At 47.6% G+C, this 13,939-nt stretch carries 10 protein-coding genes; 7 read left to right on the top strand and 3 right to left on the bottom strand.

Annotated elements, in window-relative coordinates:
* Together LZG73_RS17220 and LZG73_RS17215 are read right to left on the bottom strand one after the other, a co-directional pair.
* Window positions 1-267, bottom strand: a complete 267-nt coding sequence (locus tag LZG73_RS17220) for a Txe/YoeB family addiction module toxin (RefSeq protein WP_233852815.1) — start codon at window positions 265-267, stop codon at window positions 1-3.
* A complete protein-coding gene (locus LZG73_RS17215) occupies window positions 264-527 on the bottom strand; it encodes a hypothetical protein (protein WP_233852814.1) in 264 nt (87 codons plus the stop codon). Before LZG73_RS17215 ends, LZG73_RS17220 begins: the two co-directional genes overlap by 4 nt.
* A 40-nt stretch (window positions 528-567) precedes the next feature.
* On the opposite strand from LZG73_RS17215, the gene LZG73_RS17210 reads away from it, so the two are divergent.
* The 6 genes from LZG73_RS17210 to LZG73_RS17185 all read left to right on the top strand — a co-directional run bounded on the left by LZG73_RS17210 (window position 568) and on the right by LZG73_RS17185 (window position 9,957).
* The gene (locus LZG73_RS17210) at window positions 568-1,125 is read left to right on the top strand and encodes a K(+)-transporting ATPase subunit C (protein ID WP_233852813.1); all 558 of its coding nucleotides are present in this window, start codon (window positions 568-570) and stop codon (window positions 1,123-1,125) included.
* A gap of 86 nt (window positions 1,126-1,211) precedes the next feature.
* Window positions 1,212-2,300, top strand: a complete 1,089-nt coding sequence (locus tag LZG73_RS17205; RefSeq protein WP_233852811.1) for a porin — start codon at window positions 1,212-1,214, stop codon at window positions 2,298-2,300.
* Window positions 2,301-2,524: 224 nt separating this feature from the next.
* A complete protein-coding gene (locus LZG73_RS17200) occupies window positions 2,525-3,649 on the top strand; it encodes a universal stress protein (protein WP_233852810.1) in 1,125 nt (374 codons plus the stop codon).
* A 26-nt stretch (window positions 3,650-3,675) separates the two neighbouring features.
* Entirely contained in the window at window positions 3,676-5,409 is a 1,734-nt protein-coding gene (locus LZG73_RS17195) for an ATP-binding protein (RefSeq protein ID WP_233852806.1), read from the top strand.
* A 252-nt stretch (window positions 5,410-5,661) separates the two neighbouring features.
* Window positions 5,662-7,965 (top strand): arylsulfatase, encoded by a 2,304-nt coding sequence (locus LZG73_RS17190; RefSeq protein ID WP_233852802.1) that lies wholly within the window; start codon window positions 5,662-5,664, stop codon window positions 7,963-7,965.
* A gap of 219 nt (window positions 7,966-8,184) precedes the next feature.
* A complete protein-coding gene (locus LZG73_RS17185) occupies window positions 8,185-9,957 on the top strand; it encodes a family 1 glycosylhydrolase (RefSeq protein WP_233852800.1) in 1,773 nt (590 codons plus the stop codon).
* Here the strand turns inward: LZG73_RS17185 and LZG73_RS17180 are convergent.
* Window positions 9,938-10,798 carry a glycerophosphodiester phosphodiesterase family protein gene (locus LZG73_RS17180; RefSeq protein WP_233852799.1) on the bottom strand — a complete coding sequence of 287 codons (861 nt, stop codon included), beginning with the start codon at window positions 10,796-10,798 and terminating at the stop codon, window positions 9,938-9,940. The two genes, LZG73_RS17185 and LZG73_RS17180, sit on opposite strands and share 20 nt — an antisense overlap.
* Window positions 10,799-11,011: 213 nt before the next feature.
* Here LZG73_RS17180 and LZG73_RS17175 point away from each other — a divergent pair, with 213 nt between their 5' ends.
* A complete protein-coding gene (locus LZG73_RS17175) occupies window positions 11,012-13,810 on the top strand; it encodes an alkaline phosphatase family protein (RefSeq protein WP_233852798.1) in 2,799 nt (932 codons plus the stop codon).
* Window positions 13,811-13,939: the final 129 nt, after the last annotated feature.

The raw sequence follows: 13,939 nt of genomic DNA, 5'->3' as shown, positions 1-13,939 counted from the left end.
TCACTGATCGTAATGACCATGAACGCTCAAAACGAAAATATCGCCATCGGAAAGCACTTTGTAAATCAGCCGGTGCTCGTCGGTAATGCGCCTGCTCCAGCATCCCTTATACTGATGTTTCAGACCTTCTGGCTTGCCAATTCCGTCAAAGGGATGTTTCTGAATATCAGTGATAAGTTCGAAGACTTTCTTAACCAGCCGGGCTTCGCTTTTGGACCACTGGGTCAGGTCTTCGATTGCGAGCGTATCAAAAACAATCCTGCTCATTCATTACCTAGGTGTCGTGCAAATTGGTCAAACGCATCTCCGTTGAAAGTGATGACATTGCCCTTTTCAAGATTTTCGAGTGACTTATCCAGCCGTGAAAAGTACTCGTCCCGGGTTTCGAGACGCAGTATGCCGGATGAAGGCTTTTCAGTAATGCTGATGGTGATCTCTGAATCTTGCGAACCACTGAGTAAAGTTCTGATTTTGTTAATCAATTCGTCCGTGAACTCAGAAGAACGAACGCGCAACAATGCTTCCATAGATTCCAAAATATTTTTTTAAAGTTAAAAATTTAAGTAAATGAAAACGAACATATTTCCTGCGATCAAACTGACAATCGTTACGCTGATCTTTTTTTGTGTGGTTTATCCAGCTATCGTCTGGGCAATTGCGCAGTTGGCACCCAACAATGGTCAGGGTGAAGTTGTAACTGCGAATGGTAAAAAGTATTACGCCAATGTTGGCCAAAAATTTAATGAAGATCGGTTTTTCTGGTCACGTCCTTCGGCTGTGGAATACAATGCGGCTGGCTCAGGCGGCAGCAACAAAGGCCCTTCAAACCCCGAATATCTGGGCATCGTGCAGGCACGCATTGATACATTCCTGGTCCATAATCCGTCGGTTAGCAAAAAAGACATTCCGGTTGAGCTTGTGACAGCCAGCGGCAGCGGACTTGATCCGGACATCTCGCCGAAGGCAGCATTGGTGCAAGTGAAAAGAATCGCATCCGTGCGCAAAGTGTCCGAAGATAAAATCAAACAGATCATTGACTCCAACACGGAAAAGCCATTGATCGGCATGTTCGGCCCGCAGACGGTTAATGTGCTGAGCCTCAACTTGGCATTGGAGAAATTATAAGGAATTTGCCGGTTCCCACAAGCAGCGACGCGGGGGCCAGCAAATTTTTCAAAGCGCCGCTACATTCATTTACAGTACAATTTTCAATGAAAAGTTTATTATTCAGTGCATTAGGATTGGTGATTTTACAACCCGCTTTGGCTCAGGATTCGACGGAAACCAAAAACCCGTTGACGATCAGCGGTTATGCCGAAGCTTATTACAATTATGATTTCAACAGGCCGCTTAACAACACAACGCCGGGCTTTCTCTACAATTTCAACCGGGCGGGAGAGGTTAATCTGAACCTGGGCTTCATCAAAGCGAATTACGCGACTGACCGCGTCAGGGGCAACCTGGCACTGGCCACTGGCACTTACATGAATGCGAATTATGCAGCTGAGCCGGGCGTGCTTAAAAACATTTATGAAGCCAATGTCGGTTTAAAAATTGCAAAAAATGCCAACCTGTGGGTTGATGCAGGGATTATGCCTTCGCACATCGGGTTTGAAAGCGCAATTGGAAAAGATAACTGGGCATTGACAAGAAGCCTCGTTGCAGAAAACACGCCTTATTTCGAATCGGGTGTAAAGCTGGGGTTTACCACAAAAGATGAAAAGCTTTATTTGTCGGGCATGTATTTAAACGGCTGGCAAAGAATCCAGCGGGTTGACGGCAACACAACGCCGGCTTTCGGGACGCAGATCACTTACAAACCTGCTGCTAATGTCACGCTTAATTACAGCACATTCATAGGAAACGATAAGCCTGACAGTCTGAGGCTTATGCGTTATTATCATAACTTTTACGGCATTTTCCAGTTGACTGAAAAGTTTGGCCTCACCACGGGTTTCGACTACGGGACAGAGCAGAAAGCCAAGAGGAGCAGCGATTACAACAACTGGTTTGTGCCCGTGGTCATCGCCCGCTTTTCGCCCTCGTCAAGGGTTAACATTGCAGCCCGGGGTGAATATTTTCAAGATAAAAATGGCGTGATCATTGCCACAGGAACAGCGCATGGATTCAAAACTTTCGGTGTTTCGGCGAACATTGACTATGCCATTTTCCCGGGCGTGTTATGTCGCGTGGAAGCCCGAAACCTGAGCAGTAAGGACGCGATATTTTTGGAAAGGACAGATGTTGCGACTAAAAAAGACAACTTTTTTCTGACCTCTTCCATATCAGTTGCATTCTGAATAAAGCCGGGCGCCTGGCAATTGGTCGGGCGTTCGGCGAACGGCGACGTTGTTGTGCGGATGCTGATTGAAAATTTGTATGTATATTCTTTTTCAATTTTCCTGCCACGTGAGCAAAAGCAGATGCAGCAGTGGCTGGCATTGATGCCGCCTCAGCTTAACAAAATATATTCAAAACAGCAGATCAATCCCGGCTGCTAAGCGATTTTAACTCGACCTTAAAAATGGCAGAAACCAACCCCAGCGCGCAGCATTTCCTGGACCTGATCAAAAAGTCGCGGCGTGGCAAATTCAAAATTTACATCGGCATGAGCGCCGGGGTTGGTAAAACATTCCGGATGCTCCAAGAAGCGCATGCCTTACTCCGAAACGGCATTGACGTCAAGATCGGTTACATTGAAACGCATTTCCGAAAAGAGACACACGATTTGCTAGAAGGCCTGCCCGTTATCCCGCGCAGACAACTGTTTTACAAGGGCAAAGAGCTGGATGAACTGGATGTTCAGGCGGTGATAAGCCTTCGTCCTGAGGTGGTGATTGTGGACGAGCTCGCCCATACGAACATTGAAGGAAGCAAAAACAACAAGCGCTGGCAGGATGTGTTCGAGATCCTTGAAGCCGGGATCAATGTGATCAGCGCGGTCAACATTCAGCACATTGAATCACTTAATGAGGAAGTAAAACAGATCACCGGGATTGAAGTCAAGGAACGCATTCCGGACAGCGTGCTGGGCGCTGCGGATGAAGTGGTCAACATTGACCTCACTGCCGATGAGCTGATTACGAGGTTGAAAGAAGGGAAAATTTATAAGCCTGAAAAGATCCAAACTGCCCTTACCAACTTTTTTAAAGCCGATCATATTTTGCAGCTGCGCGAGCTCGCCTTGAAAGAAGTTGCCAGTCAGGTGGAGCGAAAGGTGGAATCGGAAGTTCCCAAAATGGTCGGTTCGCGGCGGGAAAAATTTCTGGCTTGCATCAGCAGCAATGAAAATACGGCCCGGCATGTGATACGGAAAACGGCCCGGCTGGCCAGTTATTACAACAGCAAATGGTTTGTCCTTTACGTGCAAACGCCCAAGGAAAGCCAGGATCGCATTGCATTGGACAAGCAAAGACATTTGATCAATAACTTCAAACTCGCCACTGAAATGGGTGGGGAGATTGTGCGCGTGCAAAGCGCCAACATTTCCGAAGCCATTATTGAAGTGGCCGAGCAGCGTCAAATCACAACAATATGCGTCGGCAAGCCGCATATCACGCTTATAAAAGTGATTTTAGCGACTAATCTTTTTAACAATCTGCTTAAAAAGTTGTCGTCTTCCGACATCGATTTAGTAATCCTTTCCTGAGCACACAATCGCTATTTTGATTTAAAATGAAAATAAAAACCAAACTCAGATTAGGGCTCGGAGCCCTTTTTTGTTTGATCCTGGCCCTGGGTCTAATTGCCGCGAGGCATGTTTATATCCTCAAACAGGACACAGAAAACATTCTGGCCGATAATTATAAAACCCTCGATTACACACAGCAAATGCTGCTCGCCATTGACGAAATCAAATCCAATCCCAAGGCTTGGCAAATATTCGATGACAACCTGGGCCAACAGCAAAACAACATTACTGAAACAGGGGAGGCGGAGGCGACGCAAAAGGTGCAGGATCATTACGAATTGCTCAAAGCAGATCCGCTGAGCAGCACATTGCCGGGCCTGATACGCAAAGATTTGGCCGAATTATCCCAAATCAACATGCAGGCGATCCTGAAAAAAAGTGATATCGCAGTGGATTCGGTTGAGTCCGCGATTGTCGGGATCGTACTGACTGCAACATTGTGTTTTCTGGTTGCCTTAACGCTGCTGATCAACCTGCCTTCCAATGTTGGTAATCCCATTCGTGAGCTTACGGACAGCATCGGGGAAATAGCCGCGAAGAATTACTCGAAGCGCCTTCACTTTTCAGGAAAGGATGAATTCAGTCGGTTAGCGGCTTCATTTAATACAATGGCAGAAAAATTGGAAGAATATGACAGCAGTAACCTATCACAAATCCTGATTGAGAAAAAAAGGACGGAGGCTTTAATCAATAACATGCACGAACCCGTCATTGGATTGGATGAAAATAAAAACATTCTTTTTGCAAATGACGAGGCTGTCAAAATCACGGGCATGTCACTCGGCGATATGCTGGGAAAATCGGCCGTGGATCTGGCTGTTCAAAACGATTTGATCCGCGTTTTAATCCAGGAAAAGCAAGGGCTCAATGGCCTTGCGCAACATGCCGCGGCACCTTCGCTCAAAATCTACGCAGATGATAAAGAGAGTTATTTCGAAAAAGAAGTCGTCGATATAACAATCATTCCGACCGGGGAGCGGCAGAAAAAATTTATAGGGCAAGTGATCCTTTTGAAGAACATTACACCGTTCAAAGAGCTGGATTTTGCAAAAACCAATTTCATTGCAACCGTTTCCCACAAGCTCAAAACGCCCATTTCCTCCATTAAAATGAGCCTCCAATTGCTGGAAAGTCAGCAAACGGGCGCTTTGAATGACGAGCAAAAACAGCTGACGGAAAGCATTAAAGAGGACAGTGACCGACTTCTGAAAATCACAGGCGAACTGTTAAATATGTCGCAGGTGGAAACGGGCAACATTCAGCTCAATATCCAGTCGAGCAGTCCTTATGCGATCATGCAATATGCACTTGATGCGGTGAAGCTCCCGATGGAGCAAAAGGAAATTGAACTGGTGGTTGAAACGGATCCGGACTTGCCCGATGTGAAGGCTGATATGGAAAAAACGGCCTGGGTGCTCATCAATTTTTTGACCAATGCGATCCGTTACTCACAACAGGAGGGCAGGTTGCTGCTCGAACTCCGGGGCGCGCCAACTGGCGTCAAGTTTTCAGTTCGCGATGAAGGAAAAGGCATTGACAGCCGTTACCGGAACAAGATATTTGACCGATATTTTCAAGTGCCCGGCAGCTCCAAAACCGGCACGGGCCTTGGGCTGGCGATCAGTAAAGAGTTCATTGAAGCGCAGGGTGGGGGCATAGGCGTTGAAAGCGAGATTGGCATGGGCAGCACTTTCTATTTTGAGCTTGCCAAAGTGTAAGTTATCACTTTGATAAAGCCTTTGGGACGATTAAATATTTAATCTATTAAGTTGGTAGAATAAATAGTTTGCATAAATTTGCGCTACAACCACCAGATCTCAATGCTTCATGTGAATGGAGTATGAAAGGCATTTTAATGCATGCCGGTCGGTGATTGTGAAAATTCCCACGGACGTTAATTGCGTAAAATGCCTGGATTTCGCAGCGAGATCTGAGGTATTTTTTTATTTCATCGCGTTAACATTCAATTTATGAAAAGACATTTTCTTCCTGTCGGAAAGCTTGCGTTTGGTGCCATCGCACTATTAACCTCGGGGCAGCTTGCTTTTGCACAATACACGCCCGTGCAGCCTTATAAAGGCAAAATTGGCAAGACATTGAGCGAAACAAACCAGTCCTGGGCCGAAAAGAAAAAGGCGCCCGCTGGCGCACCAAATGTAGTCTGGATATTGCTGGACGATGTTGGTTACGGTGCCATCAGCACATTTGGCGGCCTCATCAACACGCCTACACTCGATAGTCTTGCAAACAATGGCCTGCGTTACACCAACTTTCACACCACCGCCATCTGCGCCCCGACCCGCGCCGCGTTGCTGACCGGACGGAACGCGCATTCGGCGCACATGGGGTTGTTTCCCGAAACTGCCATTGGCACGCCGGGATATGATGCACAGATGCCCTTCGAAAAAGCAACAGCAGCGGAGATTTTGAAAGAAAATGGCTATAACACATTTGCATTGGGCAAGTGGCACATTACGCCTTTGGCAGATTTGACACCAGCCGGGCCATTCAACCGCTGGCCGACCGGTCGCGGGTTCGAGCAGTTTTACGGATTTCCATCCCGAGGCAGCATTGACCAGTGGCATCCCGAGCTTTGGGAAGGCATTCACCGTCAGAAGGATGACCAAAGCGGAAAGCATTTTAACGAGCTGATCGCCAACCGCGCCATTGATTATGTTTCAGGACAAAAAGCTGGGAATCCTGACAAACCATTTTTCCTTTACATTGCCACCGGCGCGGGCCATGCGCCGCATCAGGTCGCAAAAGAATGGTCGGACAAATACAAAGGAAAATTTGACGGCGGCTGGGATGAATATCGTGAGAAAGTGATCGCCAACCAGATTAAGCTGGGCGTGATTCCCAAAAATGCAAAACTCCCGCCGCGCAATGTCGGCGTGAAAGAATGGGCGTCGCTGCCCGCAGATGAGAAAAAGCTGTATGCGCGTTTTATGGAAACTTATGCGGGTTTTCTGGAATACACGGACTATGAAATTGGCCGCGTCATCAGGCATTTGAAGGAATCCGGTCAGCTGGAAAATACGCTGATATTTGTTTCCGTGGGGGATAATGGTGCCAGCAAAGAAGGGACATTTGTTGGGACTGTAAACAATTACGGCGCGGGCATTTCCGAGGAGCAGCGATTGAAGAAGAATTTGGAAAACATTGATTTGATTGGGTCGGAATATTCCAAAGTCAATTATCCGCTCGGGTGGGCAGCAGCGACCAATGTGCCTTTCCGTCAGTGGAAGCAAGATGCAAATTCCGAAGGCGGCACGCATAATCCGCTAATTGTTTTTTATCCAAAAGGCATTAAGGAAAAAGGCGGCATCCGCAACCAATATGGCCATGTGATCGACATTCTCCCCACGACGCTCGAACTTATTGGTGCAAAAGCGCCCGAAAGCGTCAATGGCTACAAACAGGATGCAATCGAGGGAACGAGTCTGGCTTACAGCTTGAATGATGCGGCCGCGAAAGACCGTCACACGCAGCAATATTACGAAATCCACGGCTCGCGGGCGATTTATAAAGACGGCTGGAAAGCGGGCGCACTGCACGTAAAAGGTCAGCCTTTTGAAGATGACAAATGGCAGTTGTACAACCTGAAAGAGGATTTCAACGAAATAACCGACCTTACTGAGCAGCAACCCGCCAAGCTAAAAGAATTGCGTGCATTGTTCGACAGCGAAGCCAATAAATACAATGTCTATCCGCTAAAAGACGGCACGCAGGGTTACACTTTGCAAACCGCATACAAGGACCTGGACCGCATTGTGCTTCGTCCGGGACAATCGACCATTGTCGACGTGGCTGGCCCGTTTGCGAATAAAAGATCGTTTAGTCTGGTTGCGGACGTGGATTTGCCCGGAGTGGAAACGGAAGGCGTTTTGCTATCCCGCGGTGGCTTTGAAGGTGGGCTCAGCTTTTTTGTACAAAACCGGAAACTGAACTTTGTTTACGCAGTCGGCGACGGGACCAAATATGCAGTGACTTCTGAAAGTGCAACATTGCCAAGCGGCCGCGTGCAGCTCCGCGCCGATGTGGTTTACGACGAGCAAGGCGCAGGACAAATCACGCTTTTTGCCAACAATGACAAAGTAGGGGAGTCAAAACTGGAAAAGACGACGGGTTATGTCTGTCTGCACGAAGGTGTGAATGTTGGCTACGACGATTTGACGCCGGTTGCCGACAGTTATAAAGTCCCGTTTGCATTTTCAGGTAAAATTAATCAGGTAACCATCGATTTCAGACCGGCTCAACAAAGCTTGAAATAAGGAAGCTGCGAATAAGCAGCGTTACAGATCAGAAAACCTGATATTGTAACGCTGCGCACTATTGTCTATCAGTTTTCTGTAAACTGGCGCCATTAGCACCACATTAGGGACAAAATTCAAAATTTAGCGGATTGTCGCTGGGTTTGGTATGGGATTTATTACAAGCGCCGCAACTTTCACAGGACTCGTGAAAAGCGCTTTTGACCTAATGGAGCCATTATGGAAACATCTAACAATACTATTGAAATTTGGGGAGGACTCGAATGTACGATAAATCGGGTGAACGACAGTTACTTCGACCAGCTGGAATATGCGGGACATTATGATCGCGATGGCGACATTGGCCTGATTGCCTCGCTCGGAATTAAGACCTTGCGTTATCCTGTTATATGGGAAAGGCATCAGCCGGAGCCAGGTGCAGAAATTGACTGGCGTTGCACCGAAACAAAATTGCAGCAGATCCGCGAATCGGGAATGACGATCATTGCGGGCCTTGTGCATCACGGAAGCGGACCCAGGCACGTGAACTTTTTCGACGGCAGTTTTGAAGAAGGCCTCGCAGATTACGCCGCACAGGTTGCCCGGAAATTTCCGTGGATTTCTCACTATACGCCAGTAAATGAACCACTTACGACAGCCCGATTTTGTGGCTTATATGGGCATTGGTATCCACACTTTCAAGATGAATTGAGTTTTTACAAAATTCTGATGAGTGAATGCAAGGCCACGGTGCTGGCTATGCGCGCAATCCGCAAGATTAATCCGAAAGCAGAACTGATCCAGACAGACGACCTGGGCAAAAGTTACGGCACACCGGTGCTGCGTTATCAGACCGAGCACGAAAATGAGCGCAGGTGGCTTTCTTATGAATTAATATGCGGAACGCTGACACCGGAACATAACATGTGGAAACGCATGGTTGAAGCCGGCGTTGATCCGGAGCAACTGCGTTATTTCCAGGAAAATAACTGCAAACCTGCCATCGCCGGGTTCAATTATTACATGACCTCTGAGCGCCATCTAGACGAAAATCTGCACAAGTATGATCCAAAAACGCATGGTGGAAACGGCATTCACGAATACAGCGATGTGGAGGTTGCGAGGGTCCGGCTTGATGAGCCAACGGGGCCAGGCGTGCTGATCCGGGAGGCTTGGGAGCGTCTTGGCTTACCAATGACCATCACCGAATGTCACTTATACAGCACGCGGGAAGAGCAAATGCGTTGGTTGAAGCAAATGCTGGAAACAACGGCGCTTTTGCGGTCCGAAGGCGTGGATATAAGAGCTGTCACGGTGTGGGCTTTGCTGGGACTTTATGGCTGGAATGAGCTCGTAACCCAACCCTGGGGCGTGTATGAAGCCGGGGTTTTTGATGTCAGTAATAATCAGCTCAGGCCGACGGCGCTGGCAAAGATGATTGAAGCACACAATGCCGGGCTTACTTTCGCGCATCCTGTGCTCGGACGCAAAGGCTGGTGGCAGCGCGACGGCCGGCTGCTGTCTTCGTGGAGAGACGATTCCTTGGAGCCGACGCCGGAAACAGAAAGTGATTGCCAGCCCGTGCTGATCCTGGACGAATGCGGCGATTTCGCCAATGCAGCGCGCGAAATTTGCCAGAACAGGAACATCCGATTCGTCACAATCGGCAAGGCAGGCGGGCAGCAATTTTCGGAAATGCAGATAAAACGTCTTGATCCCTGGGCTGTCTTACATTGCCCTTCCGAGGATACAAATCAAGCATTACAAGAGCAGGAGCTTAGAAATTTGGCAGAATGGTGCGGTAAACTGGGTGCGCGTTACATGATATGGAAGTCGCAGGTGGATTGGAGCATGTGCGCCAATGCGCTCGCCGTTAATCCGGAAACTTTGGTGCTGTCCGCCTCACCGCAGCACACGTCTCAAATGTTGGAAGAAGCGTTTAATATGCTGCTGGACGGCGTTGCAGGACTGCATGACCTGGAAGTTGAAACGCTTATGGAACACGCTTCTTAGCAGATCCAAGTGCTTCACGCGCTTCAATGGGAAAGTCAGAAATCAGGATGTCTAAATCCTGATTTTTGACTTTTTCACGATAACCCTCTGTTTGCAAAGGTTTTCCCCCGTTGCGCAAATCCTCACTTACATCGGCCATGATCAGCACGCGTTCCTTGCGAAGCGTTGAAATGAATGATGCGGGAGTTCTATTGGTGATGTAGGCGATTCGTTTCCCGGATTGCACCGGAATTTGCTTAAAGTTTTCCCAAGCCTGCGGCGTCTCTATCAAAGCCGACATGAATACATCTTGACTCGCACTGGCTACCTCCGCGGTGATTTCATCTTTGAATGTTAAGACCAACATCCGATTTTCTAACCTGGATTTTTTCACCTGTTCAAGGACTTCCCTGTGAACCGGCGCCTTAATGTCCAGCATCAGATTGACGTTGCGGTGGCGGATGAATTTCAGCATTTCCGTGAATGTCGGAATGTGCTCTGTCGTGGTTTTTCCGTCTTTCGTTTTGAGATAAAGCGCGTTCAAATATTCGTCGCTTAGATTTTCCACCAAACCCTTGCCGGTCGTAGTGCGGTCAACCGTTGCGTCATGCATCAGATAAAATGTTCCGTCTTTACTTTTTCTCAAATCAATTTCAAGAAATACAGTGTCGTTCTTAAAGGCATCAGCTGTAAAATCAAAAAGCGACATGGCGCTTTCCGGAAATTGATCATACAAGCCGCCTCGATGCGCAGCAATTTTCACCTGCGCATGGGCAGACGAAATTGTAATTGAAATGAGCAATAAAAGCGTGTATCGAAGACTTTGAACGCGGACTAAGGCAGGATTTATTGATGCAAGCATACGGGGAATTTCTCTTTTGATTTAACAAATTTAAGAAAACGGCTCATGTAAAATAAAGCTGCACTTTTATTAGTAGGACCAGAACATTTCATGTTGCCATTATTTAATCTGCCGAATATTTAACATAACAAATTGGTAATTAGTTAATCGTTTTTCAGCAGGGAGATCATATAGATTTGCTGTTATGTACATTAGCATTTTACAACCCATATCATGAAAGGCTATCAACTCCTCTTTGTTTTATTTCTTGTTCAAACACCTTTTGTTCAGGCTCAAAAATGGGTCGCCAATGCGCCGTCGGGCAAGGAGTATTTAAAGAAAAACGAAAACGGGAAAACGATCATTCCCAACGGGCGATATGTCACGCCCACGGGCAAGCAACTGACCGTGGCACCGCATCCATATGGCCTCGCATTGAGCGCTGACGGGAGCATTGCTATTACAGCAAACTCGGGCATTAACCCCTTTTCAATCAGTGTGTTAAAGAATATTTTGAGCGCAAACCCATCGGTTAGGCAAATTCCTGACGGCCCTAAAACAGATGCGGGCATTCTGGAAGCCTGCTTTATGGGATTGGCCATCACGCCGGATAACAAAACGGTTTATGTCGCAGGCGGTCAAACCAACAAAATCTTCCTTTTTGACCTTGACACGGGCAAAAAGAAGCTGACAATCAACTGCCACGCGACTGAAAACGGCAACAAATACAATCACGGATACATTGGTGATATGGTGCTGACCAAGGACGGATCGACGCTTTACGCGGTGGATCAGATCGGGTTCAGGATGATGGTGATTGATACAAAAACGAACAGGATTATCAGCAACATTCCCACCGGCCGCTATCCGTTCGGGATCTGCCTTTCGCCGGATGAAAAACGCATTTACGTGGCCAATGTTGGTGTTTTTGAATATAAACCTTTCACTGATCTTGATAAAAATAACCTGAAAGAAACCGCCCACGAATGGCCTTCGAGCAAGTATGGCTCCAAAGAAATGAAGGAAGGAATCCCTGAAAAGGGCGTTCCTGCATTGGGTGACCCGAATGTGCTCGAAGCATTCTCTGTTTGGAGCTACGATCTGACAAATGCAAAACCTGTTGTAAAAGCGAAGATCAAAACCGGGATTCTGGTGGGTCAAATGGTGGAAGATTTTCCGGCCGTAGGTGGGAGCAGTCCTAATTCACTGGCTGCGACGGACAAATTTGTGTTTGTCAGCAACGGGAATAATGACTGCGTTTCGGTCATTGATATTGCAAAAGACACTGTCGTCAACACCCTGCGTTTGAATCCCGAACCACGGCTTGGGAACCTTCGCGGCCTCATTCCTTTTGGTGTAACCGTCTCGCCCGATCAGCAAAGATTATTCGTTGCCGAAGCAGGAATCAATGCAGTTGCTGTTATTGACATTCCAACGATGAAAGTGATCGGGCATATTCCAACTGGCTGGTTTCCAAGCAAATTGAAGGTAAGTCCGGATGGGAAAAAGCTCATTGTGAGCAATGCAAAAGGTCTGGGCAGCGGACCGAACGGCGGGAAGGACTTCAAGCTGGGAAGCGAGGGAAGTTACATTGGCAGCCTGATGAAAGGAACGGTTTCTGTGATTGACATCCCGGTTGATAGCGAGCTGCCCGCTTTGACCAAAAAAGTGCTGGACAACAATTACATATTCACACAGGTTGCTGCCAATCCCAAAAATCCGGTCCCGGTTTTCCCGGGTGCATCAGAGTCACCGATCAAGCATATTGTTTTTATTTCAAAGGAAAACAGGACATATGACGAGGTTTTTGGTCAGCTCGCGTCCGGGAACGGCGATTCCACCATTGCCAGATTTGGACTAAAAAGAAATTTTGCAAACAGAAAGAAAACAGTGGCGCTCAAAGGCGTGGATGTAATGCCCAACCACGTGGCGCTGGCGAAACAATTCGCAATTTCGGATAACTATTATTGTGACTCGGACGTCTCCGCCGACGGGCACCGCTGGCTCGTGAACACCTATCCGAACGAGTGGGTGGAAACCGGAACCGCGGCTGCGTATGGCGGCGGCCGTAACATGCTCGACACATCTTCGGCTCCCGGAAATCTGGCATTTTATGGCTCTGCCGGCAGCATTTATCCCGAAGATTACAATGAAGCCGGCTCGCTGTGGGATCATTTGCAGCGGAACAAGAAGGATTTTTTCAACTTCGGTTTTGGGTTAGAAATGGCAGCTAATTATTCGGACAGCACCATGAAGCACATTGGCGAATTGTATATGGTCAACTATCCCGTTCCCGAGCCAATTTTTGACAAATCGTCGAAGACATTTCCCAGCTTCAACATGGCGATCCCCGACCAGTTCCGGACGGATGTTTTCATGAAAGAATTCAACGAAAAGTGGATGGGTGACGGCAAAACACTTCCCTCCATGTTGACATTGATGCTGCCAAATGACCATGGAACGAATGAGCGGCCGGGTGCGGGATTTCCGTTCGGTGAAAGTTACATGGCCGATAATGACCTGGCCGTCGGGCGCACCATTGAATTTTTGTCGCATACGCCATATTGGAAAAATATGCTGATCGTGATCACCGAAGATGATCCACAAGGAGGCGTCGACCATGTGGACGCGCATAGGAGCATTCTGATGGCCATTTCGCCTTACATTAAAAGGAATTATATTGGAAAACAGCATTACAGTTTTGGCAGCATTTTCAAAACTTTCTGGCATATCCTGGGCATTCCGTATTTGAACCAATATGACGCGACGGCTTCGGATATGAACGATTTGTTTACGGATAACCCCGATTTCACGCCTTACAATGCAGTCGCCATTGACCCGCGTTTGTTTGATCCGCAAAAAGCGCTTGACCCGTTTGACGAGAAATTTGACTGGAAAGCATTCTCCGAATCAGAAGAAATCGACAGGACAGAAACCATGCAGAAGCGGCGGACAGAGGATGACGACGACTTGCGAAAAAGCAAAAGTGCGCCCAAAACACCAAAGAGCAAGCCGGTCAAAAAGCGGCCTTAACACTTATCGGTTCGGTTGGTTTTTGATTGAGGGGAATTCACAAAAAACGAAGTTATTATCTCTTAGAAATAGAAAAGGCTGCACAAAGTGGATTTGTGCAGCCTTTTCGCAATTTAAAAAATGATTTAT

The organism is Dyadobacter sp. CY326, from assembly GCF_021390515.1.
GTDB lineage: Bacteria > Bacteroidota > Bacteroidia > Cytophagales > Spirosomataceae > Dyadobacter.
The sequence above is the reverse complement of the archived record's forward strand: the minus strand, read 5'-3'. Positions and strand labels throughout refer to the sequence as shown.

Coding starts and splice junctions, on each gene's coding strand:
- LZG73_RS17220 (WP_233852815.1), bottom strand. CDS start 267: ATGAGCAGGATTGTTTTTGATACGCTCGCAATCGAAGACCTGACCCAG.
- LZG73_RS17215 (WP_233852814.1), bottom strand. CDS start 527: ATGGAAGCATTGTTGCGCGTTCGTTCTTCTGAGTTCACGGACGAATTG.
- LZG73_RS17210 (WP_233852813.1), top strand. CDS start 568: ATGAAAACGAACATATTTCCTGCGATCAAACTGACAATCGTTACGCTG.
- LZG73_RS17205 (WP_233852811.1), top strand. CDS start 1,212: ATGAAAAGTTTATTATTCAGTGCATTAGGATTGGTGATTTTACAACCC.
- LZG73_RS17200 (WP_233852810.1), top strand. CDS start 2,525: ATGGCAGAAACCAACCCCAGCGCGCAGCATTTCCTGGACCTGATCAAA.
- LZG73_RS17195 (WP_233852806.1), top strand. CDS start 3,676: ATGAAAATAAAAACCAAACTCAGATTAGGGCTCGGAGCCCTTTTTTGT.
- LZG73_RS17190 (WP_233852802.1), top strand. CDS start 5,662: ATGAAAAGACATTTTCTTCCTGTCGGAAAGCTTGCGTTTGGTGCCATC.
- LZG73_RS17185 (WP_233852800.1), top strand. CDS start 8,185: ATGGAAACATCTAACAATACTATTGAAATTTGGGGAGGACTCGAATGT.
- LZG73_RS17180 (WP_233852799.1), bottom strand. CDS start 10,798: ATGCTTGCATCAATAAATCCTGCCTTAGTCCGCGTTCAAAGTCTTCGA.
- LZG73_RS17175 (WP_233852798.1), top strand. CDS start 11,012: ATGAAAGGCTATCAACTCCTCTTTGTTTTATTTCTTGTTCAAACACCT.